The organism is Nocardioides sp. (assembly GCF_051876515.1).
GTDB lineage: Bacteria > Actinomycetota > Actinomycetes > Propionibacteriales > Nocardioidaceae > Nocardioides.
Genome location: NZ_JBJEHY010000149.1, coordinates 1 through 17852, shown reverse-complemented (window position 1 = coordinate 17852; position 17852 = coordinate 1). Strand labels below are relative to the sequence as shown.

13 protein-coding genes are annotated in these 17852 nt (G+C 73.9%); 4 read left to right on the top strand and 9 right to left on the bottom strand.

All coding sequences use genetic code 11. From position 1 onward, the window contains the following. The first annotated feature begins 285 nt into the window (after positions 1-285). Positions 286-1725: a wax ester/triacylglycerol synthase family O-acyltransferase gene (locus ACI379_RS11365; RefSeq protein WP_439792203.1), complete on the top strand. Its 1440-nt coding sequence runs from the start codon at positions 286-288 to the stop codon at positions 1723-1725. Positions 1726-1745: 20 nt separating this feature from the next. Here ACI379_RS11365 and ACI379_RS11360 read toward each other — a convergent pair whose 3' ends face one another. The 7 genes from ACI379_RS11360 to ACI379_RS11330 form a co-directional block, all read right to left on the bottom strand. Further along, complete coding sequence (locus ACI379_RS11360) at positions 1746-2348, bottom strand: ACT domain-containing protein (protein ID WP_439792208.1); 603 nt, start codon at positions 2346-2348, stop codon at positions 1746-1748. Positions 2349-2393: 45 nt separating this feature from the next. Then, complete coding sequence (gene recD, locus ACI379_RS11355) at positions 2394-4160, bottom strand: exodeoxyribonuclease V subunit alpha (RefSeq protein WP_439792202.1); 1767 nt, start codon at positions 4158-4160, stop codon at positions 2394-2396. After that, positions 4157-7531 carry a UvrD-helicase domain-containing protein gene (locus ACI379_RS11350; RefSeq protein WP_439792201.1) on the bottom strand — a complete coding sequence of 1125 codons (3375 nt, stop codon included), beginning with the start codon at positions 7529-7531 and terminating at the stop codon, positions 4157-4159. Before ACI379_RS11350 ends, recD begins: the two co-directional genes overlap by 4 nt. Beyond that, positions 7531-10914, bottom strand: a complete 3384-nt coding sequence (gene recC, locus ACI379_RS11345; RefSeq protein WP_439792200.1) for an exodeoxyribonuclease V subunit gamma — start codon at positions 10912-10914, stop codon at positions 7531-7533. Before recC ends, ACI379_RS11350 begins: the two co-directional genes overlap by 1 nt. Before the next feature lie 48 nt (positions 10915-10962). After that, positions 10963-11550 carry a DUF6642 family protein gene (locus ACI379_RS11340; protein WP_439792199.1) on the bottom strand — a complete coding sequence of 196 codons (588 nt, stop codon included), beginning with the start codon at positions 11548-11550 and terminating at the stop codon, positions 10963-10965. Positions 11551-11591: 41 nt separating this feature from the next. Continuing rightward, complete coding sequence (locus tag ACI379_RS11335) at positions 11592-11744, bottom strand: hypothetical protein (RefSeq protein WP_439792198.1); 153 nt, start codon at positions 11742-11744, stop codon at positions 11592-11594. Between the two features lie 77 nt (positions 11745-11821). Beyond that, positions 11822-13087: an endonuclease/exonuclease/phosphatase family protein gene (locus ACI379_RS11330; RefSeq protein ID WP_439792197.1), complete on the bottom strand. Its 1266-nt coding sequence runs from the start codon at positions 13085-13087 to the stop codon at positions 11822-11824. A 133-nt stretch (positions 13088-13220) separates the two neighbouring features. Here ACI379_RS11330 and ACI379_RS11325 point away from each other — a divergent pair, with 133 nt between their 5' ends. After that, on the top strand, positions 13221-13781 hold the full coding sequence (locus tag ACI379_RS11325; RefSeq protein WP_439792196.1) for a VanZ family protein: 561 nt from the start codon (positions 13221-13223) through the stop codon (positions 13779-13781). A gap of 10 nt (positions 13782-13791) precedes the next feature. Then, positions 13792-14871, top strand: a complete 1080-nt coding sequence (gene hisC / locus ACI379_RS11320) for a histidinol-phosphate transaminase (RefSeq protein WP_439792195.1) — start codon at positions 13792-13794, stop codon at positions 14869-14871. Here hisC and ACI379_RS11315 read toward each other — a convergent pair. Next, positions 14834-16099, bottom strand: coding sequence for an MFS transporter (locus tag ACI379_RS11315; RefSeq protein ID WP_439792194.1), 1266 nt, complete (start codon positions 16097-16099; stop codon positions 14834-14836). The genes hisC and ACI379_RS11315 overlap by 38 nt on opposite strands. Beyond that, on the bottom strand, positions 16096-16662 hold the full coding sequence (locus ACI379_RS11310; protein ID WP_439792193.1) for a winged helix-turn-helix domain-containing protein: 567 nt from the start codon (positions 16660-16662) through the stop codon (positions 16096-16098). The genes ACI379_RS11315 and ACI379_RS11310 overlap by 4 nt, the downstream gene beginning before the upstream one ends. A gap of 82 nt (positions 16663-16744) precedes the next feature. Here ACI379_RS11310 and ACI379_RS11305 point away from each other — a divergent pair, with 82 nt between their 5' ends. Further along, entirely contained in the window at positions 16745-17746 is a 1002-nt protein-coding gene (locus ACI379_RS11305; RefSeq protein ID WP_439792192.1) for a glutathione S-transferase family protein, read from the top strand. Positions 17747-17852: the final 106 nt, after the last annotated feature.

Here is a 17852-nt window from a genome sequence, read left to right as displayed (position 1 = left end):
TCCCTCCGGCCCGAGGTGACCCCCCAAGCGGGGCGGGGGCCGGGAACCCTCCCTTGTTACCGGCCAGTCACCATGTCGATTGCGGCAGGTTGACACGAGTCCAGTTGCCGCCGCCAGAGGAATATGACACAGATCACATACGAACCTGAACAGTAGTTGTCACATTGAGTTGCGAGTTGGACGCCGGCTCTGGCGCGTCGCGGTCCTGATCTGTCATCGTGCCCCCTTGGCACGACGCGGCCCTCCGCCGCGCAGCCCCACCAGCCACGCACCGGGAGGACGGCCGTGCATCGTCTCAGCGGCACCGACAGCGGCTTCCTCGCGATGGAGCACCCGTGGCAGCCGATGTACAACGTCGCCCTCGGGGTCCTGGCTCCTGCGCAGGACGGTGCCCCGGTGACCCGGGAGGCCCTGCGCGACCACCTCGCCGGCCGTCTCGACCAGCTGCCCGCGTTCCGGCAGCGCGTCGTCGAGGTGCCCGGCGGCTGGCACCACCCGGTCGCCGTGGACGACCCCGACCTCGACCTCGACCGGCACGTCCTCGAGCTGTCCGCGGCGGAGTGCGCCGAGCGGGGCGCGACGCTCGACGAGGTCGTCGCCTCGCTCGCCGAGGAGCCGATGGACGCCGACCGGCCGCTGTGGCGGGTCTGGCTCGTCCACCCGCCGCACGCTGGCTTCGCCGGCGTGGAGGACGGGGGTGCCGCCGTGGTGCTGCACTTCCACCACGCGATCGCCGACGGGACCGCGGCGATGGCGATCTTCCGACGCGTCTTCTCCGACGCCGCCCAGCCACCCGTGGCCGGCGCCGAGCCGTACCGCCCACGCCCCGTGCCGTCGGCGGCCCGCCTGCGCTGGTCGGCGTTCGCGCGTCACCTCGTGGGTCTGCTGCGCCTGGTGGCGGCCGTCGTCGGTGCCGTCCGCGGACTGCGGCGGGTCCGGGCACGCAAGGAGGTCGCCGACGTCGAGGTGCCGCCGATCAGCGAGGGCGCGCCGCGCACCGAGCTGAACGACGCGTTCACCCCGCAGCGGGCCTGCGTACGGGTGCAGCTGCAGATGGAGGGGCTCAAGCGGATCCGGGTGCACACCTCGGCGACCCTCAACGACGTGCTGCTCGGCGTCGTCGCCGGTGCGCTGCGCCGCTACCTGGCTGGTCGTGACGGTGTGCCGGAGCTGCCGCTCCTGTGCAACATGCCGGTCTCCGAGGAGCCCGCGGACGCCCCGGAACGCACCAGCGGCAACAACTTCTGGAGCCTGACCACCACGCTGGCCACCGACGTCGAGGACCCGCTGGAGCGGCTCGCCCGGATCAAGGAGGTCACCGGCGAGTGCAAGACGCAGCTGGCGGCGTTCGGCGTCTCCACGGTCCCCGCGCTCCTCGACGTGGTGCCGCCACGCCTCCTGGCGCGGGGCACGCGACGCGTCTCCGAGCGGCTGCGCGAGGCCACCGAGGTGGTGGACGCGAGCGTGCTCGTCTCCAACGTGCGCGGGTCAGCGGCACCGTTCTCGTTGCTGGGCCACGAGGTCGAGTCGCTGTGGGTGTGCGGCCCGCCCAGCAACGGGATCGGCTGCAACGTGAGCGCGATGAGCTACGGCGACCACATGAACGCGATGGTGCTGGCGTACGCCGACGCCCTCGACGACCCCGAGGCGCTGGCCGCCGCCTTCGTCGACTCCTACCTGGAGCTGCTCGCACTCACCGAGGCCGAGCAGGCCGCCTCGGCCTGACGGGCCGGGGGCGTCGCCACTCAGGAGCGGGCGATCGTCCGGGCCAGCTCGAGCAGGTGCGCCAGGCGCGCCAGCTCGGAGTCGAGGAACTCCGGGCCGCCGCGACGCCCCATCACCACGACGTCGGGACCCATCGGGGCCGCGCAGCGCACGGTGACGTCGTCGTCGGGAAGGCGGGTGGGCCCGTCGATGGACGGCCAGGCAAGCTCCTCGGGAGCTCCGCCGGCGGTGCGTACGATCTCGGCGCCGTCGAGGCCGGCACCGCGGCGCAGGCGTGCCGCCCAGTCGACCCGGTACGCCATCGGGATGCGGTCGATCACGGTGTCGAGCGCGTCGCCCGGTGAGCTGGTGAGGTCCTCGACGACCTCGAGGTCCATGAACAGGTTGCCGCCGGCCGCGTAGCGGGAGATCCACAGCACCTCGACCCCGTCGAGGGCGTTGCAGGCCGACACGATCGAGTCCGGCATCCGCTCCGGGCTCAGCTCGAGCAGCACGTCGTCGACGGCGCACCCGTCGCGCTTCTCGACGATCTCGATCGCCTCGATGTCACCCCCCGCCTCACCGATCGCGCTCGCGAGGCGCCCCAGCGAGCCGGGGACGTCGGGAAGGGAGACACGCAGCAGGAAGGGCACGCTTCGAGGCTAGCGGGTGGGTGTGACGGGCGCGTTTCAGCGATCTCGTCCAGCGGAGGCGATGCGGTCGCGCAACCCGCTGGCCCGCTGGACACGTCGCTCGAACGCGGCCCGCAGCTCCTCCTCGGTCCCGACGACGCGGACGCGCTCCTGGGCCCGGGTCACCGCGGTGTAGAGGAGCTCACGGGTGAGCAGCCGGGAGTCGACCTCCGGCAGCAGCACCGTCACCTCGCGCGCCTGGCTGCCCTGCGCCTTGTGGATCGTCATCGCGTGCATCGTGTCGACGTCGCCCAGCCGTGAGGTGGCGAACGTACGCGGGACCGCTCCGGCCGCGGCGGCCGGCAGCGCCACCCGGGGGCCCTCGGGGGTGGCCACCACGACCCCGGAGTCGCCGTTGTAGACGCCGAGCACGTGGTCGTTGGCCGTCACCAGCAGCGGTCGTCCGACGTACGCGGGATCGCGCACGTCGACGTCGCCGCCCTCGGCGAGCCACTGCTCGACGCGGCGGTTCCAGTGGTGCACGCCGCGCGGGCCGTCACGGTGCGCGCACAGCAGCCGGTGCTCAGCGAGGTCGGCCAGGGCCGCCTCGGGGCCGGAGGCCGCCGCACTGCGCAGCGCCTGGGCCCGGGCGGTGAGGAGGGTGCGCAGGGGGCCGGTCGGGTCGGGCTGGGAGACCCAGACGACGTCGGCGAGACCGGCGCCCAGGACGGCGAGCACCTCCTCGACGTCGTCGCCCCGCAACGCGGCGGCGAGGCGACCCACCCCGCCGCCGAAGCGGTGGGTGGTGCGCAGGGCCGCGACGGGGGAGTCCTCGCGGCCGTCGTACCCGTGGACCAGGTCGGAGAGCACCGCGCCGGCCTCGACGGAGGCCAGCTGGTCGGGGTCGCCGACCAGGACCAGGCGGGCGTCGGGGCGTACGGCCTCGAGCAGGCGCGCCATCATCGTCAGCGACACCATCGAGGTCTCGTCGACCACGACCACGTCGTGGGGCAGCTTGTTGCCGCGGTGGTGCCGGAAGCGGGTCGCGTTGCCGGGTCGGCGCCCCAGCAGCCGGTGCAGCGTCATCGCCTCGAGCCCGGAGACCCGGGCGGCGTCGGCGGGGGAGAAGCGGGCTGCGCTGGCGTCCACGGCGGACTGCAGCTGCGCGGCGGCCCGGCCGGTGGGGGCGGCCAGCGCGATGCGTACGGACCCGCCGGAGGTCTCGGCCTGCTCGTGCAGCGCGACCAGCAGCCCGGCCACCGCGGTCGTCTTGCCCGTGCCGGGGCCGCCCGTGAGCACCGTAGTCCAGCGGCCGACGGCGGCCGTGCCGGCGGCGTGCTGCTCGGCGTACGACGGATCACCGAAGACCCGGTCGAGCGCGGCGGCGGCGAGGGCGGGGTCGTGGTCGGGTGCCGTGGCGGCGCGGCGGGCGAGGTCGTCGAGGACCTGGGTCTCCTGCTGGTGGTAGCGGTCGAGGTAGAGCAGACCCCCCTCCAGGCGGAGCACGCCCTCGGCGACCAGCGGCGAGGCGGCGACGGCCGCGGTCCACGCGGTCGGCTCGGGCCAGGCGAGCTCGTCGGGGCCACCGTCGGCGACGGCACCCAGCTCGACGCAGATGGAGCCGTGGCGCACGGCGCGGGTGGCCAGGGCGGCCGCGAGCAGGACCGTCTCGTCGGACTCGGCGAGCAGGGTGCCCAGGGTCGTGGCGACGTGCACGTCGGCTGAGGTCAGGACACCGGCCTCGTTGAACGCGTCGAGCAGCCCGGTCGCGCCGAGCGCCAGGTCGCGGTCGGCGGTGTCGAGGGGGACGAAGAGGTCGGTCACGGGGTCACCAGTCCTTGCGCGGGGGCCGTCGGGCGTACGCCGTCGAGCAGGTCGGAGAGCTCGGTGACCAGCCCCACCGGCGGGCGCCAGGAGAAGACGCCGCAGGGGTGACCCTCCACGCGTGGCGTCGCCCCGCCGCACATGCCACGCAGGTAGAGGTAGAGGACGCCGCCCAGGTGGGTGGCCGGGTCGTACCCGGGCAGCCGCCAGCGGAGGTACCGGTGCAGGACGACGGTGTAGAGCAGCGCCTGCAGCGGGTAGTCGGAGTGGCCCATCGCGTCGTCGAGCGCCTCGGGGCGGTACTCGTACGCCGTCAGCGGGCCGGCCAGGTCGCCCAACCAGTTCGTCTTGTAGTCGACCGTCAGGTAACGGGTCTCCCCCTCGACCTCGGTCCGCATCACGACGTCGATGGACCCGGTGAGGTAGCCGCGCAACGGCTGGTCCGCCAGCTCGGCGTTGGTGCGCAGGTGCTCGGCGAACCGTCCCACCGGGTCGTCGGCCGGCAGGTGCCGTGCGAGCAGGGGCGCGAGGTCGCCCAGAACGACGTCGTCGACGGGGTAGCCGGCCACGTCGCCGCCACCCAGCGGCAGCTCGAAGTCGAGCTCGGGCAGGCGGTCGGCCATCGTCACGTCGCGCAGCCTGACGTCGCCGGCCAGCGGCCCGAGCGGGGAGTCGTTGACCGCGACGAGCGCGGTGGCCAGGTCGTCGGCGAACCCCTCGCCGCCCTCGACGGGCCACCACTCGAGCTGCTCGTCGACGTGGCGCCGGAGCTCGGCGTGCAGGTCGTCGGCGGAGGGGTCGGCGTGCTCGAGGACGGCGTGCACCAGCGAGCCGAACGTCGCCCCCACCGGGAGCGCCGCCATCGGGGATCCCACCGCAGCCAGCTCGGCCGCGGCGGCGGTCGGGTCCGGGTCGGCCGCCGTCAGCGCGAGCGCGTCGTCGTCGGCGACCTCCTCACCCTCGTCGGGCTCCGAGAGGGCCGCCCCGTGCCCGTGCGCGTCGGCGAGGGGACGGGCCAGGGCGGTGTACGAGGTGCGTCGCCAGGCCGTGTCGACCTCGCGCGTGAAGGTGCGGACCGCCAACCGGTCGCGGTCGGGCTCCAGCGGGACCGGGTCGACCGTGGCCGGCACGGCGAGCTCGGGCTGCGGCCCGCCGGCGTCGCGCCAGGCGCCGAGGATCCCGACGACGTCGTCCTCGCGCAGCGGCGTGGAGTCGGGAACCTCGGTGCCCCCGGGACGCCGGCCGAAGAGCACCCGGTGCAGAGGTGAGGCGGCCGTGTTGTTGCTCGGGGCGTACCAGGCGACGACCTGCGACCGGGCCCGGGTCAGGGCGACGTACAGCAGGCGCAGCGACTCCCCGGCCTCCTCGGCGGCGTTGCGGGCCACGGCGCTGGCGCGGTACGGGCTGGGGCCGCCCACGTCGAGGCACCGGTCGCCGTCCGCGTCGTGGTAGAGCGGGACGTCGGGTTCGCGGACGAACCGGTCCCACAAGGAGGGCAGGTAGACGATCGGGTACTCCAGGCCCTTGGAGCCGTGGATCGTCACCAGCTGCACCGCCGCCGCGTCGGAGTCGAGGCGGCGGGTGCGCTCGGAGGCGACCTCCAGCTTGTCGTCGGCGACCTGCTCGCGGAGCCAGCCGAGCAGCCCGACCACGCCGTACTGCTCCGAGACCTGCACCCGGTGCAGGGCCTCGGCGATGTGGCGCAGGTCGGTCAGCAGCCGCTGCCCGCCCTCGACGCCCAGGCAGCGCGAGGTCAGCCCGTCGAGGACCGCGCACTCCATGACCGCGGCGACGCCGCGCGCGGCGAAGACCTGGGACCACAGCCGCAAGCGCGACGACAGCTCGTCGGTGACGCGCGCTCCCGCCTGCGCGTCGACGCCGTCGAGGCGGGCCGGGTCGTAGCCGAGGAACGAGGTCATCGCCGCCGCACGCACCCGCGGCTCGCGGTGCGGCTGCTCCAGCGCCTCCAGGAGGGCGAGCCACTCCTGCGCGGCGGGGCTGTGGAACACCGAGCCGCCACCGGCGACGACGGCGGGGACGCCGACCTCGGCCAGCGCGGCGCGGGCCCGCTCCAGGTCGGCGCGGCGGGCGGCCAGGACGGCGACGTCGCGCGGTTGCACGGCCCGCCCGTCGATGGTGGCCCCGGAGGTCAGCAGACGCTTGACGTCGGCGGCCAGGTCGCGTGCCACGTGCTCGCGCCACACCTCGATGCCGGGCGTCCGGCGGGCCCGCCAGCCGAGCTCCTCACGCCGGGCCACGCGCAACCGGAACGGCGCCCCGGCCCCCTCCAGCCGAGAGCCGGGGTGGTGCGCGGTGACGGGGTGCACGACGATCTCCTCGTCGCCCAGCGCGGCACCCTGCAGGAGGGCGTGCAGGGAGTCGACCAGCGCGGTGTCGGAGCGCCAGTTGACCCCCAGCGTCTGGCGCGTCGTGGCGCGTTGGGAGGCACGGAGGTACGTGACGACGTCGCCGCCGCGGAACGCGTAGATCGCCTGCTTGGGGTCGCCGATGAGGACCAGGGTCGCGACGCCGTCGAAGGCACGCTCGAACACCTGCCACTGCACCGGGTCGGTGTCCTGGAACTCGTCGATCAGCGCCACCTTCCAACGGCTGCGCATCCGGGACCGCGCCGCCGCGTCCGGGTCGGCGAGCGCGTCGGCGAGCTGGCCGAGCAGGTCGTCGTAGCTGAGGATCCCCAGCTGCCGCTTGCGCCGCTCGATCTCGTCGAGGACGGTCTGGGCGAAACGGACCCGCTGGGCCGCCGCCGAGTCGGGTGCCTCGGAGAGGACGTCGACCGGCTCGACGGTGGCCCGTGGGTCGTTCACGACCTCCCGGGCCAGTGCGAGGGCCTCGGCCCTGGTCCAGGGCGGCCTCTCCTCGCCGGCGAACGCGGCGAGGTACAGGTCGTCGACCACCTCACCGGTCAGCTGCTCGAGGTCCTCGACCAGCACCGCCTCGGTGTCGGAGTCGCCGGCCACGCCCAGACTGCGCAGCACCAGCTGGCAGAACTGGTGGATGGTGGCGATCGTCGCGGCGTCGAACGCGGCCAGCGCGTCGCGCAGCCGCTCGTGGCGCCGCTCCCGCTCGTCGGCGGAGCAGTCGAGGAGCCAGGCAACCAGCGAGTCCGGCTCGTCCGGTGGGGTCTCGAAGGCCTGCGCCGCCCGCAGCAGCTGCTGGCGCACGCGCTCGCGCAGCTCCTGGCTGGCGGCGCGCGTGAAGGTCACCACGAGGAGCTCGTCGAGCCGCGCCGCGCCCTCGGCGACGTAACGGGTGACGAGGGCGGCGATCGTCCAGGTCTTGCCGGTGCCTGCGCTGGCCTCGAGGAGGGTCGTGCCCTGGGGCAGCGGACCGGAGATGTCGAAGGTGTCCATCAGCCCGCCCTCAGCCGCTCGGATGCCAGCATCGGCGCCCACAGCCGGCCGGCCAGCCAGGCCAGCCGGTGCGGTGCGGCCGCGGTCCCCAGGTGGGGCGGGGGCGCACCCTCGCCTTCGCGCAGGGCTCCGGTGAGGGCGTCGTACGCCCGGTGCTCGCCCCAGGCCAGCACGTGCCAGGCGTCCGCGTCCTCCTTGGGGAAGCCGCCCTCGCTGAACCGGGGCGTCGTCCAGTCCAGGCCCGCTCTGCGGTCGGCCTCACCGGTGTCGCCGCTCTTCGCGAGCTCCTCGGCGTACGCGAGGCTGGTGCGCAGCGGGAGGGGCAGCGGCTCGCTGAGACCGAGGTCGCGCAGGGCCACCAGGTCGCGCAGCCAGTCGAGCGCCTGAGGCTCGGCCAGCGGGGCGACCATCGCGATCTGCGACCCGGCGCGGTGCTTGCCGATCGAGTGCACGGTCCAGTTCTCGTCGGGACGACCGGTGGCCAGGGCCAGCGCGTCGAGCCACCCGGCGACGCGCTGCTTGGCGGACAGGTTGGAGTACGTGACGCTGACCAGCTGGTTGCCGTACAGGTCGTCGACGGTGCCGGTCAGGCGCCGGCCCCCGCCGAGGTCGACGACGACGTCGACCGTACGGGCCTCGGCCCCCCGCCTCAGCTCGAGCGACTGCTCGTAGAGGGGGCGGACCTTGGTGACGATGGTGGTCAGCTCGCTGCGACCCAGCTCGCCCGGCGGCAGGAGCCCGCGCAGCTGCTCGGCCAGCATCGACTGCTGGGGTGCCGCTCCCGACAGGATGTCGCGCACCAGCCGGTCGCCGACCGCCCACTGCTCGAGGTTGTCGAGAGCGATCGGGATCGCGTCCTTCACCTGCTCGGACTCCGCAGGCGTGGAGACCCGCAGCCGCGAGCGGAAGAAGGTCCGCACCGGGTGGGTGAAGAAGTCGTGGAGGTCGGCGAGCGACACGTCGTCGGTGGCGCGCAGCGGCAGCGGCTCCGGAACCCGCTCGCGCACCAGCGGGCGCGGGTCGCGGGCGGCTTCGGCGCCGCGCAGCGCCGTACGGTCGAAGCTGAACGGCTGCGAGGTGCCCAGCTTGTCGGGCACCAGGTTGCTCTCGTCGTACGGCTGCAGCGGGTGGTGCACCAGCACGCGCCCCAGGACCGGCGCCGAGGTCGTCCCGTCAAGGGCGGAGAGCAGCTCTCCGAGCGGGACGGCGGGCGGCCGCGTCTCGCCGGTGTGCTCGCCGCGGCCGGAGTACGTGACCACCAGCGTCTGGGTCGCGGCCCCCACGGCGTCCAGGAGGAGTTGACGGTCCTCCGAGCGGAGGTCGCGCTCGCCGGTCATCGGCGCCCGCCCCAGCGCGTCGTCGCCGTCGACCGACGAGACGCGCGGGAAGACCCCGTCGTCGAGCCCGACCAGGCAGACCACGCGGTGCGGGACCGACCGCATCGGCACCATCGTGCACACGGTGAGCGTGCCGGTGCGGAAGTTGGCCCGCGTGGGACGGCTGCGCAGGCGGTGCCGGAACAGCGCGCGCACGTCGGCGTGGCGCAGCCGGGTCGCGCCCTGCTGCTCGGCGGCGGTGATCCGGGCCAGCTCGCGGTCGAACTGGGCGCGCTGCCAGGTGTCCTCCAGCGGCACGGTCGTCAGGGAGTGCACAGCCTCGCCGATGGCGCGCGCCCACTCGCTGGCGCCGGAGGTCTGCCGGGCCGCGTCGAGGAACCGCTGGAGCCGGTCGACGAACTCGCGGAACCGGCCGAGCAGCTCCAGGTCGGCGTCCCCGACGTCATCCACGGGCAGGGTCGCGCCGACGGTGCGGTGGCCGTCGCCGGAGACCGCGACGCCGAGCAGGAGACGCTGCAGCCCCGTGAGCCAGGTGTTGTCGCCCAGCGTCAGGCCGTACCGGCCGCGGTCAGCGGCGTCGAGGCCCCACCGGACAGCGGCCTCGCCGACCCACTGGGTGATCCTCTCCAGCGCGTCGTCGTCGAAGCCGAAGCGCGCCCGCACGGGTTCGGCGGTGGCCAGGTCGAGCACCTCGGTCGCGGTGAGGCGCGAGGCGACCAGGTCGACCAGCGTGGCCCCGAGCGCGAGCAGCGGGTTGGTGGCGCCCGGCGACCGGTCGGCGAGGCGTACGCGCAGGGTGTGCGCCGGGTGCCCCTCGTCCTCGGGCGCCACGTCGGCGAGGCCGAACGCGGCGGAGATCAGCGGGGCGTACGACTCGATGTCGGGGCACATCACGAGGATGTCGCGCGGCTCGAGGGTCGGGTCGGACTCGAGGAGCCCGACCAGCACCTCGCGCAGCACGTCCACCTGGCGTGCTGCGCCGTGGCAGGCGTGCACCTGCACCGAGTGGTCGCCGTCGGCGTGGGTGCGGGTGGCCCGCAGGTCGGGGTCGGGTGCGGCGTTGGCCCGCAGGTCGTGCTGCAGCCAGCCCAGCAAGGTGTCAGGAGCCTCGGGCGCGCGCAGGGCCTGCACCGTGCTGGGGGCGTCGCCGAGCGTGCGCCGCAGCTCGCGGGTGTCACGCCCCAGCGAGGCGAGCAGCGGGTGGTGCACCATCGCCGGGGAGCGGTCCTCCGCGCGGCGCACGGGCCCCTCGTGCGCCGCCGGGGCGAGGTCGTCCCACAGGGTGACCGAGGTCTGTGGCAGCCACAGGTGCACCTCGCGGAGCGCCCCGAGGGCCTCCAGCAGCGACACCTCGCTCACCGGCAACCGGGTGTGGCCGAACAGCGACAGCCGGGGCGGCAGCGCCAGGTCACCGACGTCGCCGGACCGCAGCCGCTCGGTGGTCGCGGCGAGGCGTACGTCGGGCGGGGCGGCCTCGACGCGCAGCAGCAGCCGGCGCCACAGCTCGGCCTGCCAGCGCAGGTCGTCGGGGAGCGGTGCGCCCTCGCCGTCGTGGTCGCGGCCCTCGCGCCAGTCGGTCAGCAGCGAGGGGCGCTGGGTGCCGTACGAGGCGAGGAGGCCGGCGAGACGGCGCGCGACCGAGTAGCGCCGCGAGCGCCGCAGGTCGCCGAGCTCACCGGTGTCGTCGTGGCCGAGGTGGCGCGAGAGGGTCTCGAAGCCGGGCTCCCCGAGCACCTCGTCGATCGTCTCCAGCACGGGCCACGCGAGCCGGTCGGGGCTCCACGGGTCGTCGTCGGCGCGGTCCAGGAGCAGCGACACCAGCGAGTGCGGCGAGACGAAGTCGACCCCGGCGCACACACCGTCGCCCCCGCGCCCGCCGACCCCGAGGCGGTGGGAGAGCCGCTGCGTCAGCCACCGCTCCACCCCGCGCGCGGGCACCACGACGACCTCGCGGGCGAACGGGTCGGCCAGCGGGGTGGACAGCAGGTCGCCGAGCGCGTCGGCCAGCAGGTCCGTGCGCTCACCGGTGTGCAGGTGGAGGGTCACGCGAGGAGCCTAGGGAAGGGGACCGACAACCGTGGGCCCCGCACCGGCTCAGCCAACGCCGTCGGCCCCGTGGAAGGTCGTCGTGGGTGTGGCCAGCACCAGCTCGAACTCCGCCACGATCCCGGCGAACCGCTCCACCAGCTGCTCGAACAGCTCCGCCGGCGTGCCCTCGTGGGCGGCGAGGGTGGGGAGCAGCACCACCTCGAAGGCCGACGCCTCGATCCAGTCGACCTCGCGGCGGTAGCCCAGGATCGCCTCGGCACCCGTCCCCCGGAGGAACCGTTGGCCCTGGTCGGTGTCGAGCAGCGTGAGGCACGAGCCGAGGTAGACGTAGGTGCCGCGGATGTCGCCGACGAACTGCGCCAGCTCGTCGAACGAGGTCGTCTCCCGCCCTGACCACAGCAGTATCCCGGGCTCACCGTGGGTGGCCAGGTAGAGGACCTGGTACTCGTGGGCCAGCTCGAGGGACCACCGGTGCAGGTGGTGGGCCACCTCGTTCTGGGTGGCGGCGGTGCGGTGGACGTAGGTGAGCACGCCCCGCGTCTCGAGCAGCTCCAGCAGCGGCAGGACGCTCGAGCGCTCCCGCATGTCGGGGGACCACTCGCCCTCGATGCAGAAGATCCCCTTGGCAGCCATCTGGTGTCCTCACGCCGACTGGGAACACCCTACGGTCAGGCTCAGGTGCCGCGCAGGGCCTCGATCAGCTCGGCGCGCGACTTCGACAGGACGTCGGGTACGCCAGCGGCCAGGGCTCGTTCGACGAGGTCCTTCTTGCTGTGCTGCTCGAGGTCGTCGGCGCCGCCGGCGACTCCGTGACTCTGCTCGGTCATGGACCCCACGATGCCACGGCCCTGCCCCGGGGCACGACGCCGCCCGCCCGACGGCACCAGTGTGCCCCGGGTCTGCCTCAGCGCCGCCTGGCGACCCGCGGGAAGTTGTTGAGCCGGATCACGACCCCGGCGTGGTCCGAGGGCCACAGACCCGTCGCCGGGTCGCGGTCGGAGAGCTCGTTGCCGGTGATCCAGCCGTACTTGGAGGTCAGCGGCCGCCCCTTCGGCACGCGGGCCAGCACGAGGTCGATGCGGTGGTCGAAGCCGTCCGGGGTGGTGTCCTTGACCCGCTCGGACAGGCCGGCGGTCCAGCCCTCCTCGGCCGGCGCCCAGCGCAGCCACTGGTCGGTGAAGCCGCCGGACCCGGTGAGCAGGTCGTACGGCGCCTTGTGCGGGACGGTGTCCTCGGGCTTGATGCTGTCGTTGAGCGGGTCGGAGTTGCAGTCGCACACCATCACGACGGTCTTGCGGCGCGGCGCGGCCCGCAGCACCTCCTTGGCCTGGGCGAGCGCGAGGTCGGAGCTGGCCGACTCCAGGTGGGTGTTGATGAACCGGAAGTGCCGGCGACCCTTGTGCACGTCGGCCCACTGGAAGCCGCGGTCGAAGTTCATCTGGATGCCGGCCAGGGAGACCGGCAGGTTGGTGTCGAAGATCTTGTCCTTCGTACGGTCGACGGTGACGCTGCCCTTGAGCCGCAGGATCACGTCGTGCATGGTCAGCCGCACGTCCCGGACGCGGGTGCGGGCCGGGTCGTACGCCGGGGCCTCGACGTCGGCGCGGACGCCGACCACGACCTTGCGGTACTCCACGCCGCGCTCGCGCAGCGCCTTGAGCAGGATGGCGAGGAAGTCGTAGTCGACGGTGGTGGCGTTGGGCACCCCGAGCCGGCCGATCTCCATCGGCCCGGAGCGCCACAGGGCGACCTCCTGCAGCCCGACCAGGTCGGGCTTGCGGCGGGCGATCTCGTCGGCGAGCAGCTGCGCACGGGTGTGGAAGTCGGTCTCGTCGACGATCCCGCGGGCCACGTCGTTCTCGTTGGCCACCGCGTCGAGGATCTCCGGCAGCGTCTTGCCGGCGTCGATCGCCTCCTGGGCGGCGCGCAGCGGCCGGAAGATGTCGACGCCGAGGTAGATGTTGCGCGTCATCACGCGGATCGGCGCCTTGGAGCGCGTCGGCGGACGGGCGACCCGCGTCGCGGCGGCCGCCGCGGTGGCAGAGGAGGGGGCCGCGGCCTCGTCCGCGGAGTCGGAACCGGGCGCGCCGGCGGTGGCGGCGGGCGCCAGGAAGAGGCTGGTGGCGAGCGCGAACGCCACCACTCCGGCTCGGGTGCGGGCGTGTCTCACGGGGTCCTCCACGGGTCTCGGGTGCACCGATGGTGCGCCCCGAGGGGGAGTGATGTCCATCACTCGAGGTGCGGCGGTGCTTCTCCCCGGTCTGGTCCGGTCGACCAACCACCCTCCGGCTAACGTCTGCCGGGTGCTGGATCAGGTGGGCGGGACCGAGTCGATGGTGCTGGGTGCCCTGGGCGCCGCAGCGGTCGCCGTCGTGGTCGGCCTCGTGCTCCGTCGGTGGATGGGTTGGGTGAGCGGCTGGGCGCTGGCCGGGCTGCTGTGGTGGCTGGCCGTGATCGCCCTGGTCACGCTGGTGCCGCTGGGCTCGATCGACCTGCTGATCCCGGAGGGCCAGGCGCCCACCACCTGCTCCACGGACTACGGCGGCCCCGCGCCCGACGGCTTCTGGATCCTCGGCGGCACCCAGCGCACCCTCAACACGGTGCTGTTCGTCCCGGCCGGGCTCCTGCTGGTCCTGGCCGCGGCGCGCTGGCGGGCGGGCTGGGTGCTGGTGCCGCTGGGTCTGGCACTCCTGGCCGGCTACAGCGTCGGCCTGGAGTTCACCCAGCTCGAGCTCGCCCGGATCGGTCGGGCGTGCGACGTCACCGACGTCGTGGACAACGCGACCGGCGCCGCCATCGGGGTCGGCGTGGGCCTGCTGCTGCTCCCCGTCCTGCGCCCGTGGAGTGTCGGTCGCACTCGTTAGTGTGACCTGCATGACACCCACCCCTGCGCCCAGGGACAACGTCGCGGCGATCCCGCGGTACGTCCCCGGTCGGCCGCCCACCCCGCGGCCCGGGCTGACGACGTACAAGCTGTCCTCCAACGAGAACCCGTACCCGCCGCTGCCGGGCGTCCTGGAGGCCACCGAGGCCGCCCTGACGTCGATGAACCGCTACCCCGACGCCGGCAACACCCTGCTGTACGACGCCCTGTCCGCCTTCCTGGGCGTCGACGTCGACCGGCTCGCCGCCGGCACGGGCAGCGTCGCCCTGATCTACCACCTGCTCCAAGCGTACGCGGGGCCCGGCGACGAGGTCGTGCACGCGTGGCGCTCCTTCGAGGCGTACCCGATCGCGATCACCGCCGTGGGCGCCACAGGCGTGCCCGTGCCCCTCGACGCCGAGTTCCGGCACGACCTCGACGCGATGGCGGCGGCCGTCACCGGGCGCACCCGGGTGGTGCTGCTCTGCTCGCCCAACAACCCCACCGGACCGGCGCTGACCCAGACCGAGGTCGACCGCTTCCTGGCGGCCGTGGACCCGCGGGTGCTGGTGGTGCTCGACGAGGCGTACCTCGAGTTCGTGCGGTCGCCCGACCCCGTCGACGGTGTCCGTACGCAGGCCGCGCACGACAACGTGGTGCTGCTCCGCACCTTCTCCAAGGCGTACGGCCTGGCCGGCCTGCGCGTGGGGTACGCGGTCGCGCACCCCGAGGTGGCCGACGCCCTGCGGGCGATCACGCTGCCCTTCGCCGTATCGGTGCCCGCCCAGGTGGCGGCGGTGGAGTCGCTGCGCCACCGCGAGGCGCTCGCCGGTCGGGTCGACGCGCTCGTGGGGGAGCGGGACCGGGTCCTGGGGGCCGTGCGTGCGGCGGGCTGGCAGGTGCCGGACGCGCAGGGCAACTTCCTCTGGCTCCCCTCGGGATCGCGGACGCCCGACGTCGTCGCGGCCGCGGAGGAGGCCGGGGTCGCGGTGCGCCCCTTCGGGGAGGAGGGGATCCGGGTCAGCGTCGGCGAGCCGGAGGGCAACGACCGGGTCATCGAGGTGGCGCGGGCGGTGGCTCCTCCGGCGTGAGGTCGGCGCGCCGGTCGAAGGCGCGGAAGGACGGTACGACGGTCGGCGCCATCGTCGCGACGAGGTAGACGGCACCGCCGGCCAGCAGCGCCGGTGCCACGCCCCACGCGGCGATGCCGAGGCCGGCGAGCAGCCCGCCGAACGGCATCAGGGACCAGCACAGCGCCGTGTTGAGGGCGCTCACCCGCCCCAGCAGGGGCGTCGGGATCCGCTCGAGGATCACCGCGCTCAGGATCGGGTTGAGGAAGCCCGACGCGGCGCCGGCGACCGCGTGCACCACGAGGACGGCCCACAGCGGGGCGTCGAGCGCCAGCACCAGGAACCGCGGGGCCCCCGCGAGCAGGAACGCGACCACGTACGTCGCGAACCGGGGCAGCCGTTCGGCGAGTGTCGCGGCGGCCAGGGCACCGAGGATCGCGGAGCCGGTCATCACGGTGAGCACGAGGCTCACCGTTCCGACGCCCGCGCCGGACTCCTTGGTCCACACCGGGAGCAGGACCGCGCTCCACGCCTGGTCGACCAGGTTGGTGACCGCCACCATCGCGCAGATGCTCACGAGCACGGGGTCGCGACGCAGGAAGTGCCAGCCCTCGGCGAGGTCGCCCAGGTAGCTGCCGGAGCTGGTCTCCTGGGCGGGTCGTCCGGTGCCCGCGGTGGTGGCGGCGAGCACCACGCCGGCGAGGCCGAAGGTGAGCGCGTTGACGTACAGCGCGTTCCCGGCGCCGACGGCGGTCACGACGATGCCGGCCAGGCCGATGCCGGCCATCGAGGCGGTGCGTTCGAGCGCCCCGTTGAGCCCGGTCGCCCGCTCCAGGCTGACGCCGGCCAGCCGGGACACCTCGGGGACGAGGACGCCCTTGGCCGCGTCGGCCGGTCCGCTGAGGGCTCCGGAGACGGCGACGAGCACGAGCAGGAGGGGGAAGGTGAGGAGGCCGGCGGCGTGCGCGAGCGGGATCGCCGCGAGCACCGGCAGGTTGGCCAGGTCGCACGCCACGGCGATGCGGCGGGCTCCGAGCCGGTCGAGGACGGGTCCGGAGGCGGCCTTGGCGATCACCTGCGGTGCGACCTGGGCCGCGGCCACGAGGCCGGTCTGGGTCGCGGAGCCGGTGGTGGTCAGCACGAACCAGGGCAGCGCGACCAGGGAGAGCCGGTTGCCCAGCATCGAGATGGTGTCGGAGGCCAGCATCCCCCGCAGGGGCGCGCGCCGGGTGCCGCTCGTCCCGGTCACTCGACCGGCCCTTCGGGCCACGGGAAGGTGTTGAGGTTGACCGAGAAGGTGCGGGCACCGGGCGCGTCCTCGGGGTCCTCGTCCTCGTAGAACTCCCACGCGACGGCCGCCATCCGCTCCTTGAGCTCGCGGGCACGCTCGGGGGTGAGCCGGACGACCCAGTCCGACATGGTGCTCGCGGCGCGCCACTCCTCGCTCAGCGTGGCGTCCTGCGCGGCGGCTCGCTGCAGGTTCCAGCCGTACGTGGTGGCGACGGCCTGCAGGTATGCGGCGTCGGTCTCGCGCTCCTCGGGGGTGGTCCCGGGCGCGGACCGCGTGGAGGCGTGCGCGGCGCGCCACCAGCGCTCGCGCCCGGTGCCGCGGGTGGTGTCCTCCTCGATGAAGCCGTGGGTGGCGAGCTGGCGCAGGTGGTACGAGGTGGCGCCGGAGTTGAGGTCGAGCCGGTGGGCCAGCGAGGTGGCGGTGGCCGGCCCCTCGACGCGCAGCAGCCCAAGGAGGCGGACGCGCAGCGGGTGGGCGAGGGCGCGCAACGCCTGGGGGTCGGGTGTCGTGTACGGCTGCACCTCCCCACCGTACGACTGCAAAGGGTTCTTTGCAAAGAAGTCTGTGCATCACAAACTGGTTGAAAGTGGCATTATGTGGACCATGGCCACTCAGGGGACCCAGCAGGGCAGCTACGTCGACGCCGGCAACGAGTACGTGCGGGACATGGCGTACATCGGCGACCGCATCACCGCCGAGCCCGGCCGCAGCCAGGACCCCTCGGGTCACGACAAGAAGCCCGCCGAGATCACCACGCCCACCTGGCCGGTCGAGCCGGGCCGCTACCGCCTCGTCGCGGCCAAGGCGTGCCCGTGGGCCAACCGCGCGATCATCGTGCGCGACCTCCTCGGGCTGCAGGACGTGATCTCCCTCGGTACGCCCGGGCCCACCCACGACGCCCGCAGCTGGACGTTCGACCTCGACCCCGACGGCCTCGACCCGGTGCTCGGGATCCACTGGCTGCAGGACGCCTACTTCAAGCGCGTCCCCGACTACCCCAAGGGCATCACGGTGCCCGCGGTCGTCGAGGAGTCCACCGGCCAGGTCGTCACCAACGACTTCCCGTGGATCACCCACGACCTCTTCTTCGAGTGGAAGGCGTTCCACAAGGAGGGCGCGCCCGACCTGTGGCCCGCCGCCGTCCGCGAGGAGATGGAGGAGGTCATGCGCCGGATCTTCACCGAGGTCAACAACGGCGTGTACCGCTGCGGCTTCGCCGGCTCCCAGGAGTCCTTCGACGAGGCGTACGACCGGCTCTGGACCGCGCTCGACTGGCTGGAGGAGCGGCTGTCCACGCGGCGCTACCTGATGGGAGACGCGATCACCGAGGCCGACGTGCGGCTGTTCACCACGCTGGTGCGCTTCGACCCCGTCTACCACGGCCACTTCAAGTGCAACCGGCAGAAGCTCAGTGAGATGCCGGTGCTGTGGGCGTACGCGCGCGACCTGTTCCAGACCCCCGGCTTCGGCAACAACGTCGACTTCGAGCAGATCAAGCAGCACTACTACGTCGTGCACGCCGACATCAACCCCACGCAGATCGTCCCCAAGGGGCCCGATCTGGCGGGGTGGACCACGCCGCACGGGCGCGAGGCGCTCGGCTGACGCGGCCCTGCGCCTGCGTCATGCGTACGCGCTCCGGCCCGCGGTGCGTCACACGTACCCGCCCCGTGGGCGCCTGCGTCATACGTACGCGGCTGCGGAGGTGGGC

Excerpts from the sequence above, each read along its gene's own strand:
- ACI379_RS11350 (WP_439792201.1), bottom strand. The coding sequence starts at position 7,531 with ATGGACACCTTCGACATCTCCGGTCCGCTGCCCCAGGGCACGACCCTC.
- ACI379_RS11340 (WP_439792199.1), bottom strand. The coding sequence starts at position 11,550 with ATGGCTGCCAAGGGGATCTTCTGCATCGAGGGCGAGTGGTCCCCCGAC.
- ACI379_RS11335 (WP_439792198.1), bottom strand. The coding sequence starts at position 11,744 with ATGACCGAGCAGAGTCACGGAGTCGCCGGCGGCGCCGACGACCTCGAG.
- hisC (WP_439792195.1), top strand. The coding sequence starts at position 13,792 with ATGACACCCACCCCTGCGCCCAGGGACAACGTCGCGGCGATCCCGCGG.
- ACI379_RS11305 (WP_439792192.1), top strand. The coding sequence starts at position 16,745 with ATGGCCACTCAGGGGACCCAGCAGGGCAGCTACGTCGACGCCGGCAAC.